The organism is Klebsiella sp. GG_Kp146, from assembly GCF_040061975.1.
Classification (GTDB): domain Bacteria; phylum Pseudomonadota; class Gammaproteobacteria; order Enterobacterales; family Enterobacteriaceae; genus Klebsiella; species Klebsiella quasipneumoniae.
Genome location: NZ_JBEAHA010000026.1, coordinates 1 through 24,680 on the forward strand (window position 1 = coordinate 1; position 24,680 = coordinate 24,680).

The 24,680-nt window shown below is 60.2% G+C and carries 22 protein-coding genes and 1 pseudogene; 10 read left to right on the forward strand and 13 right to left on the reverse strand.

The genetic code is table 11. The annotated features are described in order from the left end of the window. Positions 1-257 precede the first annotated feature (257 nt). The 3 genes from ABLU95_RS20755 to ABLU95_RS20765 form a co-directional block, all read right to left on the reverse strand. Entirely contained in the window at positions 258-1,211 is a 954-nt protein-coding gene (locus tag ABLU95_RS20755; RefSeq protein ID WP_262962967.1) for an aldo/keto reductase, read from the reverse strand. 128 nt (positions 1,212-1,339) lie between these two features. Then, positions 1,340-2,116, reverse strand: a complete 777-nt coding sequence (locus tag ABLU95_RS20760) for a lysine/arginine/ornithine ABC transporter substrate-binding protein (protein ID WP_032454773.1) — start codon at positions 2,114-2,116, stop codon at positions 1,340-1,342. Positions 2,117-2,135: 19 nt separating this feature from the next. Further along, positions 2,136-3,314: a M20 aminoacylase family protein gene (locus ABLU95_RS20765; RefSeq protein WP_023288703.1), complete on the reverse strand. Its 1,179-nt coding sequence runs from the start codon at positions 3,312-3,314 to the stop codon at positions 2,136-2,138. Between the two features lie 233 nt (positions 3,315-3,547). On the opposite strand from ABLU95_RS20765, the gene ABLU95_RS20770 reads away from it, so the two are divergent. Continuing rightward, positions 3,548-4,135 (forward strand): YSC84-related protein, encoded by a 588-nt coding sequence (locus tag ABLU95_RS20770; protein WP_048296942.1) that lies wholly within the window; start codon positions 3,548-3,550, stop codon positions 4,133-4,135. Positions 4,136-4,195: 60 nt separating this feature from the next. Here ABLU95_RS20770 and ABLU95_RS20775 read toward each other — a convergent pair whose 3' ends face one another. Both ABLU95_RS20775 and ABLU95_RS20780 read right to left on the reverse strand, forming a co-directional pair. Further along, positions 4,196-4,651: an RcnB family protein gene (locus tag ABLU95_RS20775; RefSeq protein ID WP_262962968.1), complete on the reverse strand. Its 456-nt coding sequence runs from the start codon at positions 4,649-4,651 to the stop codon at positions 4,196-4,198. Positions 4,652-4,829: 178 nt separating this feature from the next. Further along, the gene (locus tag ABLU95_RS20780; protein WP_044521397.1) at positions 4,830-5,219 is read right to left on the reverse strand and encodes a hypothetical protein; all 390 of its coding nucleotides are present in this window, start codon (positions 5,217-5,219) and stop codon (positions 4,830-4,832) included. A gap of 269 nt (positions 5,220-5,488) precedes the next feature. On the opposite strand from ABLU95_RS20780, the gene ABLU95_RS20785 reads away from it, so the two are divergent. Genes ABLU95_RS20785 through ABLU95_RS20795 form a run of 3 tightly spaced genes read left to right on the forward strand, consistent with a single transcriptional unit; the run spans position 5,489 to position 8,490 of the window. Further along, complete coding sequence (locus tag ABLU95_RS20785; protein WP_017898794.1) at positions 5,489-6,607, forward strand: ABC transporter substrate-binding protein; 1,119 nt, start codon at positions 5,489-5,491, stop codon at positions 6,605-6,607. Positions 6,608-6,667: 60 nt separating this feature from the next. Continuing rightward, a complete protein-coding gene (locus ABLU95_RS20790) occupies positions 6,668-7,696 on the forward strand; it encodes an iron ABC transporter permease (RefSeq protein WP_072096506.1) in 1,029 nt (342 codons plus the stop codon). Continuing rightward, positions 7,693-8,490, forward strand: coding sequence for an ABC transporter ATP-binding protein (locus ABLU95_RS20795; RefSeq protein ID WP_348880362.1), 798 nt, complete (start codon positions 7,693-7,695; stop codon positions 8,488-8,490). The genes ABLU95_RS20790 and ABLU95_RS20795 overlap by 4 nt, the downstream gene beginning before the upstream one ends. A 41-nt stretch (positions 8,491-8,531) precedes the next feature. Here ABLU95_RS20795 and ABLU95_RS20800 read toward each other — a convergent pair whose 3' ends face one another. The 3 genes from ABLU95_RS20800 to ABLU95_RS20810 form a co-directional block, all read right to left on the reverse strand. Further along, positions 8,532-9,674, reverse strand: coding sequence for an HlyD family secretion protein (locus ABLU95_RS20800; protein ID WP_262962971.1), 1,143 nt, complete (start codon positions 9,672-9,674; stop codon positions 8,532-8,534). Further along, positions 9,674-10,018, reverse strand: coding sequence for a DUF3302 domain-containing protein (locus ABLU95_RS20805; RefSeq protein ID WP_023288695.1), 345 nt, complete (start codon positions 10,016-10,018; stop codon positions 9,674-9,676). Before ABLU95_RS20805 ends, ABLU95_RS20800 begins: the two co-directional genes overlap by 1 nt. A 137-nt stretch (positions 10,019-10,155) precedes the next feature. After that, positions 10,156-10,797, reverse strand: a complete 642-nt coding sequence (locus ABLU95_RS20810) for a Crp/Fnr family transcriptional regulator (protein WP_072420810.1) — start codon at positions 10,795-10,797, stop codon at positions 10,156-10,158. A gap of 237 nt (positions 10,798-11,034) precedes the next feature. Here ABLU95_RS20810 and ABLU95_RS20815 point away from each other — a divergent pair, with 237 nt between their 5' ends. From ABLU95_RS20815 to ABLU95_RS20835, 5 genes are all read left to right on the forward strand, one after another. Further along, a complete protein-coding gene (locus ABLU95_RS20815) occupies positions 11,035-11,958 on the forward strand; it encodes an aminoimidazole riboside kinase (protein WP_348880363.1) in 924 nt (307 codons plus the stop codon). 164 nt (positions 11,959-12,122) lie between these two features. Beyond that, positions 12,123-13,640 carry a carbohydrate porin gene (locus ABLU95_RS20820; protein WP_049013605.1) on the forward strand — a complete coding sequence of 506 codons (1,518 nt, stop codon included), beginning with the start codon at positions 12,123-12,125 and terminating at the stop codon, positions 13,638-13,640. Between the two features lie 104 nt (positions 13,641-13,744). Continuing rightward, positions 13,745-15,115 carry a sucrose-specific PTS transporter subunit IIBC gene (locus ABLU95_RS20825; protein ID WP_023288691.1) on the forward strand — a complete coding sequence of 457 codons (1,371 nt, stop codon included), beginning with the start codon at positions 13,745-13,747 and terminating at the stop codon, positions 15,113-15,115. After that, positions 15,115-16,515, forward strand: coding sequence for a sucrose-6-phosphate hydrolase (locus ABLU95_RS20830; protein WP_233672754.1), 1,401 nt, complete (start codon positions 15,115-15,117; stop codon positions 16,513-16,515). Before ABLU95_RS20825 ends, ABLU95_RS20830 begins: the two co-directional genes overlap by 1 nt. A 23-nt stretch (positions 16,516-16,538) precedes the next feature. Continuing rightward, entirely contained in the window at positions 16,539-17,549 is a 1,011-nt protein-coding gene (locus ABLU95_RS20835; RefSeq protein ID WP_017898803.1) for a LacI family DNA-binding transcriptional regulator, read from the forward strand. Between the two features lie 47 nt (positions 17,550-17,596). On the opposite strand, the pseudogene ABLU95_RS20840 reads toward ABLU95_RS20835, so the two are convergent. From ABLU95_RS20840 to ABLU95_RS20860, 5 genes and pseudogenes are all read right to left on the reverse strand, one after another. Beyond that, positions 17,597-18,206 (reverse strand): annotated as a pseudogene (locus tag ABLU95_RS20840) (hypothetical protein). A gap of 185 nt (positions 18,207-18,391) precedes the next feature. Beyond that, a complete protein-coding gene (locus ABLU95_RS20845) occupies positions 18,392-19,414 on the reverse strand; it encodes an ABC transporter permease (protein ID WP_004152946.1) in 1,023 nt (340 codons plus the stop codon). A 19-nt stretch (positions 19,415-19,433) separates the two neighbouring features. Further along, entirely contained in the window at positions 19,434-20,918 is a 1,485-nt protein-coding gene (locus ABLU95_RS20850; RefSeq protein ID WP_348880364.1) for a sugar ABC transporter ATP-binding protein, read from the reverse strand. Between the two features lie 32 nt (positions 20,919-20,950). Beyond that, positions 20,951-21,874 (reverse strand): sugar ABC transporter substrate-binding protein, encoded by a 924-nt coding sequence (locus ABLU95_RS20855; RefSeq protein ID WP_002892597.1) that lies wholly within the window; start codon positions 21,872-21,874, stop codon positions 20,951-20,953. Between the two features lie 429 nt (positions 21,875-22,303). After that, positions 22,304-23,323, reverse strand: coding sequence for a LacI family DNA-binding transcriptional regulator (locus ABLU95_RS20860; protein ID WP_023288687.1), 1,020 nt, complete (start codon positions 23,321-23,323; stop codon positions 22,304-22,306). Between the two features lie 102 nt (positions 23,324-23,425). Here ABLU95_RS20860 and ABLU95_RS20865 point away from each other — a divergent pair, with 102 nt between their 5' ends. Further along, positions 23,426-24,433, forward strand: a complete 1,008-nt coding sequence (locus ABLU95_RS20865) for a Gfo/Idh/MocA family oxidoreductase (protein ID WP_048334269.1) — start codon at positions 23,426-23,428, stop codon at positions 24,431-24,433. The last annotated feature ends 247 nt before the right edge of the window (positions 24,434-24,680 follow it).

The following is a 24,680-nucleotide window of genomic DNA, read 5'->3' on the forward strand; positions in this document are numbered from 1 at the left end:
CGGGGGTACAGGGGGCGGCGGCGACTGGCCGCCCCCTGTGCGCTCCCGGCGCCATAAGAGACATAGCGCAGAAAACATATCGGGAGCGCAATCTGCCCGGAATTGACATAGAAGTTGTAGCCCTGCCAGGCGCAGTATGCACAGGGAAATTGACGCTTGTACCGTTATTCCGCCGGGTGCCGGCTACGCCTGACCCGGCCTGCGGTCCGCGCCATTTATAGCCCTTCCCCCTCTCCCCGCCGGGAAGAGGGAGTGACTCAGGCGCTGGCGCTGTCCAGCCGCGCCACCTGCTCCGCTCTCAGGCTCAGCGCCGCCGCGCGGGCAAAACTTTCCACCTGGGCCACGCTGGTGGCGCTGGCGATCGGCGCGGTCACCCCTTCGCGGCCGATCAGCCACGCCAGGGCCACTTCCGCTGGCTTCGCCCCCAGCTCCTCCGCAACCGCCACCAGGGTATCGATAATCCGCATCCCGCGCGGATTCAGGTACTTACCAATCTTTCCTCCGCGCTGACTCTGCGCCAGATCCGACGGCTGACGGTACTTACCGGTTAAGAACCCCGAGGCCAGGCTGTAGTAGGTCACCACCCCAATATCACGGCTGACGCAGAGATCGCACAGCGCGCCTTCAAAGGCGGAGCGGTGGTAGAGGTTATATTCCGGCTGCAGCACCTGCCAGGCAGGCAAGCCGCCCTTGCGCGCCACCTCCAGCGCCCCCGCCAGCTGCATCGCATCGAGGTTAGAGGCCCCCATCGCGCGAATTTTCCCCGCCTGCTGCAGGCTGTGGAAAGCCTCCAGCGTTTCCGCTACCGGGGTTTGCGGATCCGGCCAGTGGGAAAAGTAGAGGTCGATGTAGTCGGTATTAAGGCGGCGCAGGGAGTCGTCTACCGCCTGCTGGATCCAGGCTTTGCTGAGTCCCTTATGGCCAGGAAGGCCAAGATCGGAGCCGACTTTGGTGAAGATTTTGACCTTATCGCGCATGCCGGGACGCGCCTGCAGCCAGCGGCCGATAATGGTTTCGGATTCGCCGCCCTGGTTGCCCTCCGCCCAGCGGGAATAAACATCCGCCGTGTCGATAGCGTCAAAACCATGGTCAACAAAAGCATCAAGAAGGGCAAAACTGGTTTTTTCATCAATGGTCCAGCCAAAGACGTTACCGCCAAACACTAACGGGGCGATGGAAAATCCGGTTTTGCCCAAGGGACGTGTCATCATGCCGAGTACTCCTTAGCTTATATTCTGCTTCCCTCAGGTAACCACAGGGGTCAGGAGAGGAGGTCGATTGGATAATCAGAAAAGGAATCTTACGGCGGGCGATCCTTGCCCGCGGGTACACTCAGACATTATGTCCCGGAATAAACATCAAAGCTAAAATATTTGCTGGCTAATTTTTTATAGGTGCCGTCGGCAAGGATCTTCGCAATCGCGCCGTTTATTTCCTGACGCAGCGCCTCATCGTCTTTACGCAAGCCGATCGCCGCCCCGGCGCCAAACAGCGTATCATCCTGCAGATGGCCGCCGACAAAGGTGAATGCCTTACCCTGCGGCTGCTGCAGGAAGCTGTAGTCGGCCATCATCCCGGAAAGCACCGCGCCGTCGATGCGCCCGGACTCCAGATCGCGCACCACGCTATCGGCCCCCTGGTAGGCCACAATGTTGATCCCCTGCGGACGCCAGTGCTGATTGACGTAAGTCTCCTGCGCCGAACCCTGCTCGACGCCGATGGTTTTGCCCTTCAGCTGCGCCGGCGTATTGCCTTGCAGGGTATTTTTACGCGCCACGAGGAACACCGGCCCGTTATACAGCTTGTCGCTAAAGGCAATCTGCGCTTTACGCTTCTCGGTCATGTACATCCCGGAAAGGATGGCGTCGAATTTCCGCGCCTTCAGCGCCGGGATAATGCCGTCGAAATTGCTTTCCACCCACACGCATTTCGCCTGCAGCTGCTGGCAAATGGCGTTGCCTAGATCGATATCAAACCCCGCCAGCTTGCCCTGCGGATCCTTCCATTCAAACGGCGCGAAGGTCGGGTCGACGCCGAAGCGGATCGCCTTTCCCCCGTCGGCCAGCGCCGACGTCGACGCCATTAACGCCAGCCATAGCAACAGTGATTTTTTCATTCCAGTTCTTCTCCAGAGGTTAACGGCAGTGCTTTTCCACCAGGCGGGCGAACAGCGTCGCGCCGGTGGTGATAATGTCATCATTGAAGTCGTAGCCGGGGTTATGCACCATGCAGCCGCCCTTCTCCCCCTGCTCGCCGTTGCCCAGCAGGAAGTAGCAGCCCGGACGTTCGCGCAGCATAAAGGCGAAGTCCTCGCTGGCGTTCATCGGCGAGACCGACTCCAGCACCCCCTCGCGACCAAACACCTCCAGCGCCAGCGCCCGGGCGAAATCAGTCTCTTCGGGGCTGTTGGTTAATACCGGGTAGGAGTCGTAAACCTCTACTGCGCTGCTGGCGCCATAGCTTTTGGCGGTAAATTCGCTGAGCTCGTGAATACGTTTGATCAGCAGGTCGCGGATTTCCGGCTTCATCGCCCGCACGCTGAGCTCCATCACCACGCTCTCCGGAATAACGTTGGAGGCGATACCGGCCTGGAAGGTGCCGACGCTGACCACCGCCGTTTCGCCCGGCGGCACGTTGCGCGCCACGATGCTCTGCAGAGCCATCACCAGCGCCGCGCCGGCGACGATCGGGTCGACGGTGCGCTCCGGATGGGCGCCGTGGCCGCCGTAGCCGGTAAGGGTGATTTTGACGGTGTCCGCCGAGGCCATAAAGTTACCGGCGTAGAAGCCCAGCTTGCCCACCGGCAGCCCCGGCATGTTGTGCAGACCGAAAATGCGTTCGCAGGGGAACTGCTCGAACAGGCCGTCTTTAATCATTAAATCGGCGCCGCCGATAGCCTCTTCCGCCGGCTGAAAAATCAGATGCACCGTGCCGTTGAACTGACAGGCCGGCGAGGCGATATATTTCGCCGCCGCCAGCAGAATGGTGGTATGACCGTCATGACCGCAGGCGTGCATTTTCCCCGACACCGTGCTGGCCCAGGGTAAACCAGTGGTTTCATGAATCGGCAGAGCGTCCATATCGGCGCGCAGACCGATGGTGCGCGGCGAGTCGCCTTTGCTCAGGCTGCCGACCACCCCGGTCTTGCCGAGGCCGCGCGTCACCTGGTAGCCCCACTCGGTCAGCTTGCCGGCAACCAGTTCGCTGGTATTAAACTCTTCCAGACTTAATTCCGGATTGGCATGTAAATAATGACGCAGAGAAATCATTTCCGCTTCCGTCGCTTTAATTTCTGGAATTACATAATCACTCATGCCGCTCTCCGGGAAATATCGTAAGGACTTAACACGGTATCGTGGTGAAAACTTTATGCAAGCAGGATTTCTAATACCGGCGATGGCGGCATCTTATTTAATAATGCGTTCACAACAGTGTAATAAGCATTAAAAACGGCGAAGTTTAAAAATAAACGTTTATTTTATGGAGAATTAACCATTATTTACCCTACCATCCCCGGCCATATTCAGATTTAAATAAAAAGATTTCTATGAAATTACAGACGCTTTTCCTCGTCGCCATGACCGCGCTGGCGGGCTGCAGCGCGCAGGGCGATACCGCCAGCCAGCAGCGGGCCAGCATTCAGAAGATGCGCAACGAAACCCTCAATAAACTGTACACCCTGCAGCCCGAGGCCCGCAGCGATATTCAGCATGCGAAGGGTTATGCGGTATTCGCCAATAACAGCAGCAAGATCCTGCTGTTCGGATTTGGCAGCGGCTACGGCGTGGTGCGGGATACGGCCTCCGGGAAGGACACCTATATGAAAATGGCCCAGGGCGGCGCCGGTCTGGGAATAGGGATCAAGCAGCAGCGCACGGTGCTGGTCTTCCATGATAAAGCGGCCCTGGATCGCTTTATCCGCCAGGGATATATGGTCGGCGCCGATGCGAACGCCGCGGCGAAATATGATGACAAAGGCATCGCGCCGATCGCCGCCTCCGCGAACGGCGTAGCGAAGGACACCTCCTCGCTGCCGTCAAAAGTGAACGTCTATGAAATCACCGACAAGGGGCTGGCCGCCCAGGCAATGGTCAATGGCTATAAATACTGGCCGGATGACGAACTGAACCCGTAGCCCCGGCGATGATCCATCGCCGGGGCAGGTGTTCCCTGCCCGGCGTTGGGAAACGCGCATTTAGTGGCCGAGGGCGCCGCTCACCAGAATCGAGGTGATGATCCCGGTCGCCGCGGCGATCAGCACATAGTTACCGTCGATATAGGACCAGTGATGGCCCTCCGGCGGGGGCGGCAGGCCGCGGTCGCTCCAGTCACGGACGCGATACTCATCGCCACGGAACGGCGCCGGAGCCGGGTGGCCTTTGCGGAAATCGTTACCGCGCCAGGCGAAATGGTCCTGCTCATGACGTGCCTGATCGCGTTTGTTATGACCGTCACGATCCGGGCCACGCTGGTCATGGTCACCCTGATGATGCGCGTCAGGTCCGCCCTGCGGCGCATGCCCATTATGATCCGGACCGTTCTGCCACACCGTTGGCTGCCCCGGGCGATGGCCATCGTTCGGGCCATCGGCAAAGGCCGGGACGCTCAGCACAGTGGATAACATTACCGCCAGAGAAATCATCTTTTTCATCGTACACCTCCTGATTGAAGTTCTTTGTAACGGGAAAATGTGAAGAAAGAGTGAGTATCCGCTTAACCAGGACGATTCCTGGCACCTGGGGTTTCGGCTGTCGGGGAAGGCATTATGGGGGAGGACGAGCAATAAAAAAGGCCGCTCTCGCGACCTTTATTCAGACTGCTATCAGGACTTACTCAGTCACTTTATTTTTTAACTCTTCAGCGCCGGATTTGGTTTTATCCCAGCCCTTTTCTGCGCCGGATTTGGTGGCGTTCCAGCCTTTTTCGCTGACCTCTTTGGTCTTATCCCAACCTTTCTCAGTCCCTTCTTTGGTCTTGTTCCAGGTCTTCTGCGCGCCTTCGCTCACCTGGCTGCCGACGCTATCCTGTTTGCCTTCGGCCGCATGTTTCGCCTTCAGCTGCTGCTCTTCGCCCTCGTGCTGGGCCTGGTGCAGCTTCTCTTTAGCGGTGTTGGCGTTGGCATTGGCCGCCGCGACGGTATCCTCTGTTGCATGTGTTGTCGCAGCAAAAACCGGAGCCGCAACCAGAATAGCCGATAACGCAATCATTGCTTTTTTCATAATATCCTCTCTCACATGTCATGTTATGAGTCGCATTCAGGATGGCACAGCGAACCGGGGATGACATTAGGAATTAGCCTGAAAAACGTTTTCGACCTCCAATCATGGCAGAAAATGCTGCCGCCGCGCGCCCTGTCGGCGTTCACATAATTTCCAACACGTTTGTTACATTTCGTGAAATTTGCCCTTGATATACTTGCCGTTGAGGTTTACTCGAGAATAATTCTCAGAATCATTATATTTATAAATTGGCAAACGGAACTCATTTTATGGCAAGAAAATCAGTAAGATCGCTGTTGCTTACTGCGCTGATCGCGACTCCCTTCTTCAGCTATGCGACCCAATATCCGCTGACGGTTACCGACCTTGACGGCCGGCAGGTCACCCTGGCTAAAGAGCCGCAGCGTATTATTTTGCAGGATGGCCGCGACATTATGACCCTCGCCCTGCTGGACCGGGACAATCCGTTTAAGCGGCTGGTGGCATGGAATAATCTGGCGAAAAAGCAGGACGTTGCCACCTGGCAGATGCTCAAAACGACGTGGCCGCAGTCGGCCACGATCCTTGACATGGGCTTCAGCGACAAGGGGAATGTCGATCTTGAAAGCGTCATCGCCCGCCAGCCGGATCTGATGATCGCCCAGCTGCGCGCCAGGCCAGCGCTGATGGAGAGCGGCGTCATCGACAAGCTCAGCGCCCTGCACGTTCCGGTGCTGTTTGTCGACTATGAGATCGACCCGGCGAAAGATACCGCTCCCAGCATCGACCTGCTGGGCAAAGTCCTCAACCGCGAGAGCCAGGCCAAAGCCTTTACCGATTACTATCGTCAGCAGCTGCAGTCGATTCGCCAGAAAACCGCGACCATCACGCCGAAGGCCAACGTCTTCGTGGAAGCGCTGGCCGGCAACAGCGACGCCTGCTGCTTTACTCACGGCCACAGCGGCTGGGGCGGGCTGGTGGAGGCGGTCGGGGCGAACAATATCGGTTCGCAGCTGCTGCCGGGCGCCTCCGGGTTCGTCTCGCTGGAGAAAATCATCAGCATGAAGCCCGACGCCTGGATCATGACCGGCTCGAAGCGTGGCAACAGCCAGGTGCTGCCCCTGGGCTATGAAGTCAAGCCGGAGGCGGTGAAGGCCCAGGCGCAGACGCTGCTGGCGCGGCCAGGGGTCAGCCAGATCCCGGCGGTCCAGGAAAAGCGGGCCTATGGCGTCTATCACCACTTCTATAACCACCCGTGGAATATTGTCGGCATGGAGTATCTGGCGAAAGATATCTATCCGCAGGCCTTCCGCGATCTCAACCCGGATGAGACTTATCATTATATCGTGCGCCATTTCACCGATCTGCCGGACCAGCCGTTCGTCTTTTCCTGGCAACAGAGCGAGTAATCCGGCATGCGTTTAACTTCCGACTCCGTTCTGGACGGGCTGCCCGCCGGGACGCCTGGCGTGATGGATCATTATCGCCATATCGTGCGTCGCCGCCTGCTGCTGATGCTGCTGCTGGCGCTGTTGATTGTCGCTTCGCTGCTGCTCGATTTTATGCTCGGCCCCTCCGGACTGCCGCTGCAGAGCCTGTGGCAGACGTTAACCGATCCGGCCAGCGCCGATCCGGGCACTCGCGCCATCGTCTGGGACATCCGGCTGCCCTATGCGGTGATGGCGATTATCGTCGGTCTGGCGCTGGGACTGGCCGGTGCCGAAATGCAGACCATCCTCAATAACCCGCTGGCCAGTCCGTTTACCCTCGGCGTTTCCTCGGCTGCGGCGTTTGGCGCCGCGCTGGCGATTGTGCTGGGTATTGGCCTGCCCGGTATTCCCGGCCAGTGGTTTATCTCGGCCAACGCCTTTATCTTCGCCCTGCTGGCGGCCCTGCTGCTGGACGGCATTACCCGCTGGACCCAGGTGGCCACCTCCGGCGTCATTCTGTTCGGCATCGCGCTGGTCTTTACCTTTAACGCCCTGGTCTCGATGCTGCAGTTCATCGCCAATGAAGACACGCTGCAGGGGCTGGTGTTCTGGACCATGGGCAGCATCGACCGCGCCTCCTGGAGCAAAGTCGCCATCCTGCTGGTCGCCCTGGCGCTGGTGATGCCCCTGTCGCTGCGCAGCGCGTGGAAGCTGACCGCCCTGCGGCTGGGCGAGGACCGGGCCATCAGCTTTGGCATTAACGTTCGCCGTCTGCGCCTGGCCACACTGCTGCGGATCAGCATTTTGTCGGCGCTTTCGGTGGCCTTTGTCGGGCCAATCGGCTTTATCGGCCTGGTGGCGCCGCATATTGCGCGGATGCTCTTCGGCGAAGACCATCGCTTTTACCTGCCCGCCAGCGCGCTGATCGGCGCCCTGGTGCTCTCCCTGGCCTCCATCGCCTCGAAGAACCTGATCCCGGGGGCCATTATTCCGGTGGGGATCGTCACTTCCCTGGTAGGGGTCCCGTTCTTTTTAAGCATTATTTTACGTCACCGGGGGCAGGTATGAGCGACCAGACGTTATCCGGCGTGTCGCTGTCTCACTTCAGCGCTGGCTACCCCAGACGCAAGGTGATCGAGAACCTGACGGTTCCCCATCTGCCGCGGGGGAAAATCACCGCGCTGCTGGGGCCAAACGGCAGCGGTAAATCGACGTTAATGCGGGCGATGGCGGGTCTGGGCCCCTGCCGCGGCGAGCTGCTGCTGGAGGGGGAAAATCTGCTGACGCAGCCGTTCGCACGTCGCGCGGAACAGGTGGTCTATCTTCCGCAGACGCTGCCCGCCGGCGTGCATCTGCATGTGCTGGAGTCGATTATCGTGGCCCAGCGTGCCGCCGGAGGACGCCACAGTCCGCAGCACCAGGAGGAGGTGATGGCGCTACTGCGCCAGCTGGGAATTGCCCACCTGGCGATGAGCTACCTCGATCAGCTCTCCGGCGGGCAAAAACAGCTGGTGGGTCTCGCCCAGTCGCTGATTCGCCAGCCGCGCCTGCTACTGCTCGACGAACCGCTCAGCGCGCTTGATCTCAACTATCAATTTCACGTGATGGATCTGGTGCGCCGGGAGACCCGGCGGCGCAACATCGTGACCCTGGTGGTTGTGCACGATATCAATATTGCCCTGCGTCACGCCGACCACGTGCTGATGCTCAAGGCGGGCCAGCTGCTCGGCGACGGCACCCCGGCCGCGGTCATCACCCCCGAGACCCTGGCGGCCGTCTATGGCGTGCGCGGTCGTATTGAGCCCTGTTCGCAGGGGGTGCGGCAGGTGATTATTGACGGGCTGGTGGACAGCGAGGCCTGACCGCGGCGCGGGGAGGGTACGGCCTCCCCGCGCCCGCCGGCTTAGTGATCGAGATAGATATAGTTTTCCCAGCTCTTCATGCGGATCAGGATCTTCCGGATCAGCGACAGCTCTTTCAGATGATCCGAGTAGACCGCCGCCTCGAGGGTGGCCCCCTGCGGCAGGGCGTATTCGGCAAAACGCGGATCGGTCACCTTCAGCACCACCAGCGCCCGGCCATGGGTATTGAGCGCGTCCGTGGTCAGCAGTTTGCCCTGGCCCTGAAACTGACTCTCGCCAATCGCCGGCAGCACGTCGGCCACTTCCCCGCGGAAGACGGTGCCCGGAATGGCCGGAAACATCAGCTCCGCGGGCTCGCCTTTGTGCAGACGCTGCAGGGCGTTCTGGCGAAATGCCGCGACATACTCCCGCGAGGCGTCGCCCTCCACCGGCACAAAGGTCATCACTGGCAGCATCCCCAACGCGGTGGACATGGTGCCTGGCCGTAAGCCGACGGTGCTGACATAGCCGTCTTCCGGGGCGCGGACGACGGTGTTATCCAGCTGAAACTGCGCCTTCTGCAACTGCGCCAGCAGGGAGGCCACGGTGGTATTTTTGCCCTTCACCACCGAGTCCAGCGCGTTACGCGCCTGAACCACGTTCGCCTGAGCCGCGCTGACGCTGGCTTCATCGGCTTTCCACGTCTGCAGACGGGTATCGACCATTTGATCGGAGAAGGCGCCCTGGGCATGCCCCTCCCGAAAGCGGATATACTCCCGCCGCGACTGGTCGCGCTGGGCCACCGCTCTGCTCAGCTCGGCCTCCGCCTGGCTTAACGCGGCGTTGAGGGAGAGCGCATCCTGACTGGCCGCTTTAATTTGCGCCTGCAGATCGTCCACCTTTGCCTGGAACGGCGTCGGGTCGAGAGTAAACAGCACATCGCCCTTATGCAGCCTCTGATTAGGCTTCACCGGTACGGTCTGCACCCGACCGCGTACCTGCGACACAATCGGCACGGTGCGAAACACCTGATTACCGACGTCGGTATAGGGGAAGTTGTAGTTCATCCCGAAGATCACCGCGCCAATCAGGGCGATACCGCCGAGCACCGCCGTCGGCACGGTCCACTTATTGAGCGGAATGCGGAAAACTTTAAACACCACGATGCATAGCGCGGCGTAGGTCAGCAACATTAACGTTTCCATTATTCTGCCTCCTTCGCTTTAAGTTCCTCGACCTCGCGCTGCACCTGCTCCAGTCGCTGAACGACCGTCTCCAGACGCTGATGCAGGGCCTGCTGATCGTCGGCGATGCGGCGCATTCCCCATCCGCGGTCTTCGCGCCACAGCGTCGCCCAGATCCACAATAAGGGCCACAGGGCATGCAGGGTAAATAAGCTGACCCAGCCGGCATAATGAATCGCATCCTGATGAGGATGGCGCCGCTCTTTGGCGATTTCATAAGGAATATCGTGAATAACAATCACGCCATAAAAAAGTATTAAGGCCACGGCGATGAGAATGGCCAGCGCCACATAGTCCAGGGTCATAAAATAACTCCAGAGTGAAAGGTTAAATAAATAAAACGGCCAGGTTCAGGCGTAACGGGGCCGGGGGAAAACGCGCGCGTAGCGCTTTCCTCGGGCGAGTTTTAGCGACGTTATGTCGGGGAGCCGACGAACCTGAATCAGAATTTCTCAGGAATATGACGGTCGATGGAAATCAGTTTGCCTTTTTTCACCGTGATATATCCTCCCTCGCGCAGGGCGGCCAGCACCTGATAAACATAGCTGCGCGAAAGATTGGTTCGTTTAATAATAAATGCCGACAGGCTTTCATGCTGACCACCATCGATTCCTCCACGATATAAATAGCGCGACAGCATTGATTTAATGGTCTGAAAGCTGGTCTGGCTGCCGCGTTCATAATGGGCATCAAGGGCAAATATGCCCATATAGGCCAGGATCGTGGTCAGCTCTTGCATATAGCCCGGCGACGAATGAAAGAATATCCGTTCAAAATCGCTGGCGGATATTTTCGCCAGCTGGCATTCGCCCAGACACCGATAATAGAGCGCCACCGACGGACAATAATGTTCAAGCAGCCCTAACGGCATATGCGCGATAACAATCCCGAGCAGGTTCTGCTCATCACCAAAGGCCAACGTCATTTGCCCCTGCAGCAAAAAATAGAGATAGCCCGGCTGCGGCAGAAATGGCTGGTCTTTACTCAGGCTCAGGGTTTCACTGCAGGCGATGACCGCCGGCAGGTGCGTGGTCAGCGACAGCTTCTGGTACCGATCGTAAATATCGCCAAAACTGGGGTTCATCGCGCTACGCACTCCTTCACCTTTTATCACCGCGGCGGGGTTAACCGCGGCCTGTGGAACTATACCTAAGCGGGTCAGGAAGGAAAAGTCCAGATCTGGAGTGGCGAAATATTCCGCCTGGTTCACATTTTTTACCCTCGCCCCGCCCTTTCGTCCACCAATCGTTCCGCTTGCCGCCAGGCTGTGCTTTAATTAGCTAAACCGGTTTAACAAAGTTTAGCTAAGAGGAGCTGTCCTATGAATGGTAAAATCTGGGTACTAGGCGATGCGGTCGTCGATCTCCTGCCCGACGGAGAGGGCCGCCTGCTGCAATGCCCCGGCGGCGCGCCGGCCAACGTCGCGGTCGGAGTGGCGCGACTCGGCGGCGACAGCGGGTTTATCGGCCGCGTCGGCGACGATCCCTTCGGCCGCTTTATGCGTCACACCCTGTCGCAGGAGAAGGTGGATGTGAACTATATGCGCCTCGACGCGATGCAGCGCACCTCCACGGTGGTGGTCGATCTCGATCGGCACGGGGAGCGCACCTTTACCTTTATGGTTCGCCCGAGCGCCGACCTGTTTCTTGCGCCTGAGGATCTTCCGCCGTTCGCCGCCGGCCAGTGGCTGCACGTCTGCTCTATCGCCCTCAGCGCGGAACCGAGCCGCAGCACGGCATTCGCGGCGATGGAGGCGATAAAGCGCGCCGGGGGCTATGTCAGCTTCGACCCCAATATCCGCAGCGACCTGTGGCAGGATCCGCAGGAGCTGCGCGACTGTCTCGACCGGGCGCTGGCCCTCGCCGACGCCATAAAACTGTCGGAAGAGGAGCTGGCTTTTATCAGCGGCAGCGACGACATCGTCAGCGGCATCGCCCGGCTGAACGCCCGCTTCCAGCCGACGCTGCTGCTGATCACCCAGGGCAAAGCGGGAGTCCAGGCCGCGCTGCGCGGGCAGGTTAGCCACTTCCCCGCCCGCCCGGTAGTGGCCGTCGATACCACCGGCGCCGGCGATGCCTTTGTCGCCGGGCTGCTCGCCGGGCTCGCCGCCCACGGCATCCCTGACAACCTCGCCGCCCTGGCGCCGGACCTTGCGCTGGCGCAAACCTGCGGCGCGCTGGCCACCACCGCCAAAGGCGCCATGACCGCCCTGCCCTACAGGGAGGATCTTCAGCGCTCGCTGTGATCCCGTTGGGCCGGCTAACGGCCCACTTTGCTGGCGACATCACAATTCTTAAACCGGTTTAGCAATTTTTATTTTCACTGCGTTACCGACATGTTTACCATATCAACTAAACCGGTTTAGCAAACGTTAGCACACTCACTGATTTACCTTTGGATGTCACCAACATGTATAAAAAACGGAAGTTAGCCATTCTTATTGCTTTGCTAACCGGCGCCGCCGCCGCCCATGGGCAGACAGACCTGAACAGCATTGAAGCGCGTCTCGCCGCCCTGGAAAAACGTCTGCAGGATGCCGAGACCCGCGCCAGTACCGCCGAAAGCCGCGCCGCCTCAGCGGAGCAGAAAGTTCAGCAGCTAACCCAGCAGCAGCAGCAAACCCAGGCCACCACCCAGCAGGTGGCCAAGCGCACCACCCAACTGGAAGAAAAAGCCGAACGGCCCGGCGGCTTTGAGTTCCACGGCTACGCCCGCTCCGGGGTGATCATGAACGACTCCGCCGCCAGCACGAAATCCGGGGCCTATATGACCCCCGCCGGGGAGACCGGCGGCGCCATTGGTCGTCTTGGCAACCAGGCCGACACCTATGTGGAAATGAACCTCGAACATAAGCAGACCCTGGACAACGGGGCGACCACCCGTTTCAAAGTGATGGTGGCCGACGGGCAAACTACCTATAACGACTGGACGGCGAGCAGCAGCGACCTGAACGTGCGCCAGGCGTTCGTCGAGCTGGGCAACCTGCCGACCTTCGAGGGTCCGTTCAAAGGCTCGACCCTGTGGGCCGGGAAACGCTTTGACCGCGACAACTTCGACATCCACTGGGTTGACTCGGATGTGGTGTTCCTCGCCGGGACCGGCGGCGGGATCTACGACGTGAAGTGGAACGACAGCCTGCGCAGCAACTTCTCGTTATATGGCCGCAACTTTGGCGATATCGCCGACAGCAGCAACAGCGTGCAGAACTATATCGTCAGCATGAATAACTTTGCCGGCCCGGTGCAGATGATGGTCAGCGGGATGCGGGCGAAAGATAATGACGACCGCCAGGACGCGAACGGCAATCTGGTGAAAGGCGATGCCGCTAACACCGGGGTTCATGCCCTGCTGGGTCTGCACAATGAGAGCTTCTATGGCCTGCGCGACGGGACCAGCAAAACGGCCCTGCTGTATGGCCACGGACTGGGCGCCGAGGTTAAAGGCATCGGCTCCGACGGCGCGCTGCGTCCGGGGGCCAATACCTGGCGTTTCGCCAGCTACGGCACTACGCCGCTGAGCGATCGCTGGTTTATTGCCCCGGCCGTGCTGGCGCAGAGCAGTAAAGACCGCTATGTCGATGGCGACAGCTATCAGTGGGCCACTCTCAACCTGCGTCTGATTCAGGAGGTCACGCAGAACTTCGCCCTCGCCTGGGAGGGCAGCTATCAGTACATGGATCTGCAGCCTGAAGGCTACAACGATCGCCATGCGGTCAACGGCAGCTTCTACAAGCTGACCTTCGCCCCGACCTTCAAGGTCGGCAGTATAGGCGACTTCTTCTCGCGCCCGGAGATCCGGTTCTACACCTCGTGGATGGACTGGAGCAAAAAGCTGGATAACTACGCCAACGACGACGCGTTAGGCAGCAACGGATTCAAATCGGGCGGCGAATGGTCGTTCGGTATGCAAATGGAGACCTGGTTCTGACGTGAACCCGGAAGACAGGGTAAGTCACACATAAATATAAGGTTCGCGGTGCCTGCCACGGCCGGCGCCGCCCACGCCATATCATCATGCATTCAGAGGGTACTATGGATTTTGAACAGATTTCCCGCTCACTGCTTCCCCTGCTGGGCGGCAAGGAAAATATCGCCAGCGCCGCGCACTGCGCCACCCGCCTGCGGCTGGTGCTGGTCGACGACGCGCTCGCCGACCAGCAGGCGATTGGCAAAATCGACGGCGTGAAAGGCTGCTTTCGCAATGCCGGCCAGATGCAGATCATCTTCGGCACCGGGGTGGTCAATAAAGTCTATGCCGCCTTTATCCAGGCGGCGGGCATCAGCGAATCGAGCAAATCCGAAGCCGCCGACCTGGCGGCGAAAAAGCTGAACCCGTTCCAGCGCATCGCCCGCCTGCTGTCCAACATCTTCGTGCCGATTATTCCGGCCATCGTCGCCTCCGGCCTGCTGATGGGCCTGCTGGGGATGGTGAAAACCTACGGCTGGGTCGACCCGGGCAACGCTATCTATATCATGCTGGATATGTGCAGCTCGGCGGCGTTTATCATTCTGCCGATCCTGATCGGCTTTACCGCCGCCCGCGAATTTGGCGGTAACCCTTATCTGGGCGCGACCCTCGGCGGGATCCTCACCCACCCGGCGTTGACCAACGCCTGGGGCGTCGCCGCCGGCTTCCACACCATGAATTTCTTCGGCATCGAAGTGGCGATGATCGGCTATCAGGGCACGGTCTTCCCGGTGCTGCTGGCGGTGTGGTTTATGAGCCTTGTCGAGAAACGGCTGCGCCGCATTATCCCTGACGCGCTGGATCTGATCCTCACGCCGTTCCTGACGGTGATTATCTCCGGCTTTATCGCCCTGCTGCTGATCGGCCCGGCCGGCCGCGCGCTCGGCGACGGCATTTCGTTTATCCTCAGCACGCTTATCAGCCATGCCGGCTGGCTGGCGGGCCTGCTGTTTGGCGGCCTCTATTCGGTGATCGTCATTACCGGTATCCATCACAGCTTCCATGCCATCGAGGCGGGTCTGCTCGGCAATCCGTCGATCGGCGTCAACTTCCTGCTGCCGATCTGGGCCATGGCCAACGTCGCCCAGGGCGGCGCCTGCTTTGCGGTGTGGTTTAAAACCAAAGATGCCAAAATCAAAGCTATCACCCTGCCGTCGGCGTTTTCGGCGATGCTGGGGATCACCGAGGCGGCAATCTTCGGGATTAACCTGCGCTTTGTGAAACCGTTCATCGCCGCGCTGGTGGGCGGTGCCGCCGGCGGCGCCTGGGTGGTGTCGATGCACGTCTACATGACCGCGGTGGGCCTGACGGCAATCCCGGGAATGGCCATCGTGCAGGCCAGCTCGCTGCTGAACTACATTATCGGGATGGCGATCGCCTTCGCCGTGGCCTTCACGCTCTCTCTGACGCTGAAATACAAAACGGACGCTGAATAATGTCATTACCGTCACGCCTGCCTGCGATCCTGCAGGCCGTTATGCAGGGCCAGCCGCAGGCGCTGGCCGACAGCCATTACCCGCAATGGCATCTGGCGCCGGTCAGCGGACTGCTGAACGATCCCAACGGCTTTTGCCAGGTCGCCGGGCGTTACCACCTGTTTTATCAGTGGAATCCGCTCGCCTGCGACCACACCTACAAGTGCTGGGGACACTGGAGCTCAGCCGATCTGCTGCACTGGCGGCATGAACCTATCGCCCTGATGCCGGATGAAGAGTATGACCGCAACGGCTGCTACTCCGGCAGCGCGGTCGAGTTCGAGGGCGCCCTGACCCTGTGCTATACCGGCAACGTGAAATTCCCCGACGGCGGGCGCACCGCCTGGCAATGTCTGGCGACGGAAAATGCCGATGGCACCTTCCGCAAGCTGGGGCCGGTGCTGCCGCTGCCGGAAGGCTATACCGGCCATGTGCGCGACCCTAAAGTGTGGCGACAGGACGGGCGCTGGTACATGGTCCTCGGGGCGCAGGATGTGCAACAGCGCGGCAAAGTGCTGCTGTTTACCGCCAGCGACCTGCGGGATTGGCGCCTGGTGGGCGAGATAGCCGGGCATGATGTTAACGGCCTGGCGAACGGCGGCTACATGTGGGAGTGCCCGGACCTGTTTCCGCTGGCGGACACCCACCTGCTGATCTGCTGCCCGCAGGGGCTGGCCCGCGAAGCGCAGCGCTTTCTCAATACCTATCCGGCGGTGTGGATGGCAGGCCGTTTCGACGCCGAACGCGGCGCCTTCGACCATGGCCCGCTGCACGAGCTGGACAGCGGATTTGAGTTCTACGCGCCGCAAACCATGCAGGCCGAGGATGGCCGCCGCCTGCTGGTCGGCTGGATGGGCGTCCCGGACGGGGAAGAGATGCATCAACCCACCCGCGCGCAGGGGTGGATCCACCAGATGACCTGCGTGCGCGAGCTGGAGTGGCAGGCGGGCACCCTGTATCAGCGCCCGCTGCGCGAGCTGGCCGCCCTGCGCGGCGAAGCCGAGGGCTGGCGCGGACAGACCCTTCCCCTCGCCCCGATGGAGCTGGCCTTTGACATCGCCCCCAACAGCACGCTGGGGCTGGATTTTGCCGGCGCCCTGCAGCTCACCGTCAACCGCGACGGCCTGCGTCTGTCGCGCCGCGGGCTGCAGACGGCGGAGATGCATCACCGCTACTGGCGCGGCGAGGCGCGGCGCCTGCAGATCTTTATCGACCGCTCCAGCGTGGAGATTTTCATCAACGATGGCGAAGGGGTGATGAGCAGCCGCTTCTTCCCGGGCTATCCGGGGCAGTTAATCTTCAGCGGTGCGACGCCGGTGGCATTCTGCCGCTGGCTGCTGCGGCCATGCATGGTAGAATAGCCGTTTTGCTTTCAGGCTCCCGGGTGCTGATGAAAACCAAACGCGTAACTATCAAAGATATCGCCGAACTGGCGGGCGTCTCCAAAGCGACCGCCAGTCTGGTGCTTAACGGTCGTGGCAAAGAGCTGCGCGTGGCGCAGGAGACGCGCGAGCGCGTGCTGGCGATCGCCCGCGAGCAGCACTATCAACCCAGCATTCACGCGCGCTCGCTGCGCGATAACCGCAGCCATACCATTGGCCTGGTGGTGCCGGAAATCACCAACTACGGGTTTGCCGTTTTCTCCCATGAGCTTGAGACGCTCTGCCGGGAAGCCGGCGTGCAGCTGCTTATCTCCTGCACCGATGAAAACCCCGGCCAGGAGAGCGTGGTGGTCAATAACATGATTGCCCGCCAGGTCGACGGCCTGATCGTCGCCTCGTGCATGCACAGCGATGCCGACTACCTGAAGCTCAGCGAACAGCTGCCGGTGGTGCTGTTTGACCGCTCCCCCAGCGACAGCGCCCTGCCGCTGGTGATGACCGACTCGGTCACCCCAACGGCCGAGCTGATCTCCCGCATCGCCCCTCAGCATGCGGACGAGTTCTGGTTCCTCGGCGGCCAGCCGCGGCTATCGCCATCGCGCGACCGGCTGGCGGGATTCACCCAGGGCCTGGCTCAGGCGGGGGTCACGCTGCGTCCCGAATGGGTGATCAACGGCAACTATCACCCCAGCTCCGGCTATGAGATGTTCGCCGCGCTCTGCGCGCGGCTGGGCCGGCCGCCGAAGGCGCTGTTCACCGCGGCCTGCGGCCTGCTCGAAGGGGTCCTGCGCTATATGAGCCAGCACCATCTGCTGGACTCCAATATTCATCTCGCCAGCTTCGACGATCACTATCTGTACGATTCACTTTCCCTGCGCATTGATACCGTGCAACAGGATAATCGCCAGCTGGCCTGGCACTGCTACGATCTGCTCAGCCAGCTGATCGACGGCCAGGCGCCGGAGCCGCTCCAGCGCTATCTGCCCGCCACCCTGCAGTTTCGCCATGCCTGACGGCGCCGTCGGCAATTAGCGTTTTCGCCGGGCGCGCGCCGCCCGCCTCACCGCCAGCAGCGTGCCGGCGAGCACCGCGCCGAGGCCAATCGTGACCGGCCAACGGTAAGCCATCAGCAGCGAGGGCAATCCGCCGTCCGGCGCCAGCATCACAAGATTCCAGCCCGCCAGGCCTGCATTGCCGTTCAGCGCCCGGCTTAACATCCGCTGATGCGGGGCGAAGGGCTGAATGGTCTGGTAATGGCTGCCGAACAGCGGCGGCTGCATCTCCCTGGGAAATTGCGCCTGAACCTGGGCCAGCACGCTGGCCGGCAGCGCATGCGATGCTGCCAGCAGATGCCCGTCGCTATTCACCAGCAGCAGCTGATAATGTCGCTGCCGGGCCAGGGCATAGAGATCCGTGCGCATCACCGCCAGCGGCCAGGTGGCTTCCCGCTGCCGCGCCGGCGTGTTCATCCGCCGTTCGAGGCGTGACGCCACCCACTGCGCATCCTTCTCCAGCTGCCGGGTATACATTTCGCGGCAAACCTCTCTGGCCAGAAAATGCCCGCCCCGGCCGATGATCAGGATCGCCAGGCCAACGAGCAGCGTGACGATCACGCCCCTTCTTCCCGGTCGCCAGACCGGCGAGGATTTGCCTATGGATGGTGTATTCATACGACTCCAGAAACCAGGGGGCAAGGCGTGGCCCCCTGGCGAATGGACAACAAAAGTCGCGAAACTGTACAGGATGCGCAGCGCGGGAAAAATAGACAGCCGGCGCCAGGCGGGGAGTATTTTGTTTATTTCTGGACAGGGCTGGCGGCAACGACGCGCTTCGCCGTTGCCGCCAGTTGATAAGATTAGTGTTTTTTCCGGTTGCGGCGCATGTCGATGGTCACCGCCGCGACGATAATGATCCCTTTAATAATATCCTGCACGTAGGCATCGACGCCGACAAAGGTAAAGCCGCTCTTGATCAGGCCAAGGATCATCGCGCCAATCAGGGTGCCGGTAATGCGCCCCACCCCGCCCATTAAGCTGCTGCCGCCGATCACCGCTGCGGCAATCGCGTCCAGCTCGTAGGACATCCCCATGCTGGACTGGCCGCTGCTGACGCGCGCCGCCAGCACCACCCCCGCCAGCCCGGAGAGCGCCCCGGCGATGGTGTAGACAATCACCAGGTACTTATTCACGTTGATGCCGGACACTTTGGCCGAGGTCATGTTGCCGCCGATGGCATACACATATTTGCCATACCGGGTATGCTTCAGCGCAATGTGAAACACCGCGGCGATCACGAAGAAGATGATCACCGGCATCGCCCCCTGGCCTATCGCCGTAAAGCTGTCGGAGAGGAAGCTTATCGGATTGCCCTGGGTGTAATACTGCGCCAGACCGCGCGCCGAGACCATCATCCCGAGGGTGGCGATAAACGGCGGGATACCGGTTCGCGTCACCAGGAAACCGTTGGTCAGCCCGCACAGCAGGCCGACGCCGATCCCCGCGCAAATCGGGATCACCGCCGGCAGGTTGACCAGCGCCGGGAACATCGGCGACAGGCTGTCGGAGGTTTGCGCCAGGCTCGCCGCCACCACCGCCGCGAGGGCGATAACCGAGCCGGAGGAGAGGTCAATCCCGGTGGTGATGATCACCTGGGTGACGCCGACGGCGATGATGCCGATGATCGCCACCTGCAGCACAATCAGCACCAGGCGGTTGGTATTGAGCAGGAACGACTGGTCGCGAACATACCAGCCGGCGATTTCAAATGTTAGGGCAATCACCAGCATCACCACAAAGATGCCGGTATCTTTCGGCATTTTATGCCGCAAATTAGCGAAGAAGGAGGAACCCTCGCTGGCCGGAGCCGCCGTTAATTTCATATTACTCATTCTCTGTGCCTCAATGGGATGCCAACGACAAAATGGTTTCCTGGTCGGCTTCGTCTTTTTCCAGGATGCCGGTGATACGACCTTCATGCATCACCATGACCCGGTCACTCATGCCAAGGATTTCCGGCAGCTCAGAGGAGACCATAATGACCGCCACCCCCCGGTTCGCCAGTTCACTGATAAGATGATAAATTTCCGCCTTCGCCCCGACGTCGATGCCGCGGGTCGGCTCATCGAGAATTAAGATTTTCGGTTGCGCTAGCAGCCAGCGCGCAATCAGGACTTTTTGCTGATTCCCCCCGCTGAGGTTATTAATAATTTGATCCATCGTCGGCGTTTTAATATTGAGCCGGCGGATTTGCTCCATGCAGTCTTCGGCCATTTTCACGTGCTGGACAAAACCGCTCTTGCCGATATATTCCGGCATTTTGACGATACTCATATTTTCCAGCACCGACAGCACCAGAAACAGGCCCGACTTTTTGCGATCTTCGGTTAATAACGCCATCCCCTTTTCAATCGCCACGGAGGGAGAATCAATGGTCACCGGCGCCCCGTCGATCAGCACTTCACCGCTGTCGAAGCGTTCCATACCGAACAGGCTTTCCATCACCTCGCTGCGCCCGGCGCCCACCAGCCCGGCCACGCCGAGGATCTCGCCGCGACGCACGGTAAAGCTGACGTCATGGAACACGCCCTGGCGCGTCAGGTTGCGCACCGTCAGCACCTCTTCGCCGATGGTGTTATTAAATTTCGGGAACAGCTGGGTTAATTCGCGGCCCACCATCTGGGTGATCAGTGACTGGCGGGTAAATTCAGTGGTGTTTTTGCTCCCCACCCAGGTGCCGTCGCGAAAGACGCTGATCTCATCGGTGATGGCGAAGATCTCATCCATTTTATGGCTGATATAGATGATCGCTTTGCCCTGGGCCCGCAGGTCGCGGATGATGGTGAACAGGTGAGCCACCTCGCCTTCGGTCAGCGCCGAAGTGGGCTCATCCATGATCACAATATCCGCGTTCCATGAGACCGCTTTGGCAATCTCCACCATCTGCTGGGCGGCGATGCTCAGGTCGCCCACCAGCCGGTCGGCAGTTAAGCGAATATTCAGCTTATCCAGCAGCGCCTGGGTCTGGCGGGTCAGCTGGCCGTGGTCGACAAAGCCGTACTTAATCGGCTCGCGCCCCAGCCAGATATTTTCCGCCACCGTCATATGCGGCACCAGATTCAGCTCCTGGTGAATCATCGAGATCCCCGAGCGCAGCGCATCCATGGTGTCGGTAAACTCCACCGGCTCGCCTTTCACGCGAATCGATCCTTTATCCGGGCGATAGATACCGATCAGGCACTTCATTAGCGTGGATTTACCGGCGCCGTTCTCGCCCATCAGGGCGTGCACCGTTCCCGGGCGCACGCGTAATGAGACATTGTCGAGCGCCTTTACGCCGGGGAAGAACTTACTGATACCTTCGGCTTCAAGGGCAAAAGCGTTCATACATCCACCTCCGTACCACAGGTTGGCCAGGATTATTTCTGATTACGATTGGTAAATTCAGCCATGTTCTCTTTGGTGATCAGCTGATACGGCACGTCGATGATCTTTTCCACTTTCTCGCCGTTCGCCAGCTTAATGGCCGCGTCTACGGCGCCCTCGCCCTGGCCTTTCGCATCCTGGAAGATGGTGGCGATCATCTTGCCGCTCTTCAGCATCTGCAGCGCATCCGGGGTGCCATCCACGCCGGCGATGAGAATATGGTTCGGGTTTTTACCCAGCGCCTGCAGGGCGCCGATCGCCATTTCATCGTTGTTGGAGGCGATGGCCTGGATATCCTCGCCGCTGGTCATCCAGTTGCTGACCACGTCCACGGCGTCATTGCGGGTAAATTTCGCGGTCTGCTTCTGCACGATTTTGATGTTCGGGTATTTCGCCACGACCTCTTCCACCCCTTTGGTGCGGTCGCGAGTGGATTCATTCGCCAGGTCGCCGAGCAGGATCGCCACATTGCCCTTGCCGTTCATCGCTTTCGCCAGCGCTTCCATCTGCAGACGGCCGGCGAGAATCGAATCCGACCCCACATAGGCCATCTTGTCGGTCAGCTCCGCCTGCGGGCGACGGTTTACAAACACCAGCGGGATCCCGGCTTTGGTGGCCTGATCCATGATCGGTTTCACCGCGTTGGTATCCACCGGGTTGACGATAATGGCGTCCACGCCCTGGCCGATAAAGTTCTGCACCTGCTGCAGCTGCTGGGAGACATCCCCTTTCGCGTCCTCGATCTGCGATTTCACCCCATCTTTTTTCATCTCTTTTTGCATCGAGGTACGCAGGATCGTCAGGAAGTTATCGTCAAACAGCGCCATCGAGACGCCAATGGAGACATCTTTTGCCATAACCACCGCAGGCAGCATGCAGGCTAACAAAGAGGCAACAATCGTTTTCTTAATATTCATAGTTGATCCTTGATTTTGTAGGTACGCCGGTGAATGAAACAAAATGAAAAATTAATTTCAGTTAGATTGCGACAAATGTCTGTTGTGACGGCGACGGCGCTGCGGGGGTTTCCGCATTTCGTCGTGATCGGAATCACAAATAATGGCTGTATTATCATCACTTTTTTGAAACATCAGTCCATTTATGCCACACCGTTAATTCCAGACCGTTTATTTCATTAACAAGACATTTGAAACTTTTATAAGTAAATAACTGAAATGAAAATTTTAAAACCATGCAGTAACAGAATTTTGACAGACATCTAACATTGCTGCATAAATGAGCGAAAAATGAGAGGCAGACAACGCTTTACAGCGATCGCCCCCGGCGGGGTTGGCATTTACCCGGCGGGGAGATCCGCGTTGTCAGGAAGGGAGGCACCGCACGCCTTAGTCTACGTTCTCGGCGCTGTAGAGGATAAAGTCGACTTTCCCGTCAGCATAGGTTTGCGGCTGATAGCCGGACTCCAGATGGCGCAGCATCAGGTCGATCGCCAGCTGGGCGTGCTGGCGGGTGTTCTGATCGAGCGTTAACGCCAGGCTGCCCCTGGCCAGCTGCTGGCGGGTGGTATTGTAGCGCTCATGGGTGATCCAGCAGACGTCGCCTTCGCGGCGGTGGCGAGCCAGCGCCTCGGCAATCTGAGTATTGCCAAGTCCGGTGTTATAGATCCCGACAATATGCCGGCTGCGGCACAGGGCCTGCTCCAGCAGGCGGGTGATCTGCTCCCGCCGCTCCTCGCCCGCCAGCACCTCGTTGAGCTGCAGATGGGGAAAGCGCTGGCTCAGCACCTCGCGGAACCCCTGGATGCGCAGGCGATGCGCGCTGTAATCCTCCCGGCCGCTCACCATCAGCACCTCCCCGGGCCGCGGCGTCATTCTCCCCATCATTAACCCCGCCGTGCGGCCAGCCTGCAACTGATTGATCCCGACGTGGCAGAGCCGGTCGGCGCCGGGCAGATCTGTCGCCAGGGTAATGACGGGGACGCCCGCTTCCCGACAGCGTCGCAGCGCGTCATGCACCACAGGATGGTCATTGCCGAAAACGATGATCCCCTGACGCTGCTGGCCGCTGCGCATAATGCGCCGGGCCAGGGTCGCCGGCTGCGACTCCGGGACAAAGGTGCGGTGCAGGGTCAGACGACGATAGCCGAGGCTATCCGCGACGGCGGCGAAATCCTGCGCCAGCTGCGGAAAAAAGAAAGAGTCATTGCTGCTGAGAAAGAGCTCAATCTGCCAGGGAAAGCGGTGCTCCTCCGGCAGGATCCGCTTCAGCCCCGCCTCCCGCGCCGCCTGCAGCACTTTGCGCGTGGTCTGCGGCGATACGCCGCCGCGTTCGTTCAGCACCCGGTCAACGGTGGCCACGCCGACGCCAATCTGTCTGGCCAGCATCGCCAGTGACATGTTTTTCATCGCCCCTCTCTTCAATGATGGAAATACATCAAAACGGCAGTGTCAGTGAGTTTAGCAAACCGATTATGGTGGCAGCGTCCCCTCGCCATTCTGGAGAATAAAATGAAGTGCAAACGTTTTGCCCTGGTAGGCAGTGGTTTTATCGGTCAGGTTCATGCCGCCAGCCTCGCCCGTCACGACGGGAGCGAGTTGACGATGGTGGCCGATGCCGCGCCGGAGCGCGCCCAGGCGCTGGCCGCCCGCTATGGCGCCCGGGCGGTGACGGTGAGTGAGGCTCTCCGTAGCGACGCCATCGATGCTGTGCTGATCGCCAGCTCGACCCCGTCGCATGCCGAACTGCTGGAAGCCGCCGCCCGGGCGGGCAAGGCGGTCTATTGCGAAAAACCGATCGACCTTTCCCTGGCGCGCGCCCGCGAGGTGGTGGAACGGGTGCTTCCTCTTAAGGTGCCGGTCACCGTCGGCTTTAACCGGCGCTTCGACAGCAGCCATCAGCAGTTGCGCCGCCAGCTGGAGCAGGGAGCGATCGGCAGGGTCGAGCTGGTGCAGATGGTCTGTCGCGCCTCCAGCATGCCGCCGCTCGACTATCTGCGCAGCTCCGGCGGTCAAATGCGCGATCAGGCGATCCATTTCTTCGATCTTCTGCGCTTTCTCACCGGCGATGAAGTGCATACCGTAGCGGCGATGGGCGCGGCGCTGGCCCTGCCGGAAATCGCCGAATTTGGCGATGTCGACACCTCCATCCTGATGATGCAGATGCGCGGCGGCGCGCTGGCGCAGCTGGACAACACCCGCCGCACCGGCCACGGGTATGATGAACGGATCACCCTGCTGGGGGCAGAGGGCGCGCTGGAGTCCGGCAGCCAGTCGCCGGCGGGCCCTACCCTGTGGCGCGGCAATCAGCGCATTGAGCCAGGCCTGTGGCCGGACTGGTTCAGCCGGGTGCAAGGATCTTATTACCAGCATCTCGACGCCTTTATCCGCTCTCTGAATGGTGAAACCGTGGCCGACCTGCCCGGCCTTATGGACGGCCTGCAGGCGCAGGCCATTGCCGAAGCGGCGGTTCAGTCTCTGCAGCGCGGTCAGTTTGTCGCCGTCGACGACTGTCGGTGAGTGGTTGCGTGGCAACCGCTATCAGGCTCTGAACCTGCCTTTATGCCGGGCGGCGGCGACGCCTTGCCCGGCCTACCGGGCCATGATAACCATCCATATCAAACAGTTGCAGTGACCTCCCAGGCCCGCGCAAGCGCCGCGCCGCCGGGCAAGGACAGCCGACGCGGAGCCGTTTTATGCCGGGCGGCGGCAACGCCTTGCCCGGCCTACGGGCATGATAACCATCCATATCACACAGTTGCAGTGA

Coding starts and splice junctions, on each gene's coding strand:
- ABLU95_RS20845 (WP_004152946.1), bottom strand. CDS start 19,414: ATGAAATTAACGGCGGCTCCGGCCAGCGAGGGTTCCTCCTTCTTCGCT.
- ABLU95_RS20830 (WP_233672754.1), top strand. CDS start 15,115: ATGTCATTACCGTCACGCCTGCCTGCGATCCTGCAGGCCGTTATGCAG.
- ABLU95_RS20765 (WP_023288703.1), bottom strand. CDS start 3,314: ATGAGTGATTATGTAATTCCAGAAATTAAAGCGACGGAAGCGGAAATG.
- ABLU95_RS20755 (WP_262962967.1), bottom strand. CDS start 1,211: ATGATGACACGTCCCTTGGGCAAAACCGGATTTTCCATCGCCCCGTTA.
- ABLU95_RS20850 (WP_348880364.1), bottom strand. CDS start 20,918: ATGAACGCTTTTGCCCTTGAAGCCGAAGGTATCAGTAAGTTCTTCCCC.
- ABLU95_RS20780 (WP_044521397.1), bottom strand. CDS start 5,219: ATGAAAAAAGCAATGATTGCGTTATCGGCTATTCTGGTTGCGGCTCCG.
- ABLU95_RS20770 (WP_048296942.1), top strand. CDS start 3,548: ATGAAATTACAGACGCTTTTCCTCGTCGCCATGACCGCGCTGGCGGGC.
- ABLU95_RS20805 (WP_023288695.1), bottom strand. CDS start 10,018: ATGACCCTGGACTATGTGGCGCTGGCCATTCTCATCGCCGTGGCCTTA.
- ABLU95_RS20865 (WP_048334269.1), top strand. CDS start 23,426: ATGAAGTGCAAACGTTTTGCCCTGGTAGGCAGTGGTTTTATCGGTCAG.
- ABLU95_RS20815 (WP_348880363.1), top strand. CDS start 11,035: ATGAATGGTAAAATCTGGGTACTAGGCGATGCGGTCGTCGATCTCCTG.
- ABLU95_RS20825 (WP_023288691.1), top strand. CDS start 13,745: ATGGATTTTGAACAGATTTCCCGCTCACTGCTTCCCCTGCTGGGCGGC.
- ABLU95_RS20855 (WP_002892597.1), bottom strand. CDS start 21,874: ATGAATATTAAGAAAACGATTGTTGCCTCTTTGTTAGCCTGCATGCTG.
- ABLU95_RS20800 (WP_262962971.1), bottom strand. CDS start 9,674: ATGGAAACGTTAATGTTGCTGACCTACGCCGCGCTATGCATCGTGGTG.
- ABLU95_RS20785 (WP_017898794.1), top strand. CDS start 5,489: ATGGCAAGAAAATCAGTAAGATCGCTGTTGCTTACTGCGCTGATCGCG.
- ABLU95_RS20810 (WP_072420810.1), bottom strand. CDS start 10,797: ATGAACCCCAGTTTTGGCGATATTTACGATCGGTACCAGAAGCTGTCG.
- ABLU95_RS20860 (WP_023288687.1), bottom strand. CDS start 23,323: ATGAAAAACATGTCACTGGCGATGCTGGCCAGACAGATTGGCGTCGGC.
- ABLU95_RS20760 (WP_032454773.1), bottom strand. CDS start 2,116: ATGAAAAAATCACTGTTGCTATGGCTGGCGTTAATGGCGTCGACGTCG.
- ABLU95_RS20775 (WP_262962968.1), bottom strand. CDS start 4,651: ATGAAAAAGATGATTTCTCTGGCGGTAATGTTATCCACTGTGCTGAGC.
- ABLU95_RS20795 (WP_348880362.1), top strand. CDS start 7,693: ATGAGCGACCAGACGTTATCCGGCGTGTCGCTGTCTCACTTCAGCGCT.
- ABLU95_RS20820 (WP_049013605.1), top strand. CDS start 12,123: ATGTATAAAAAACGGAAGTTAGCCATTCTTATTGCTTTGCTAACCGGC.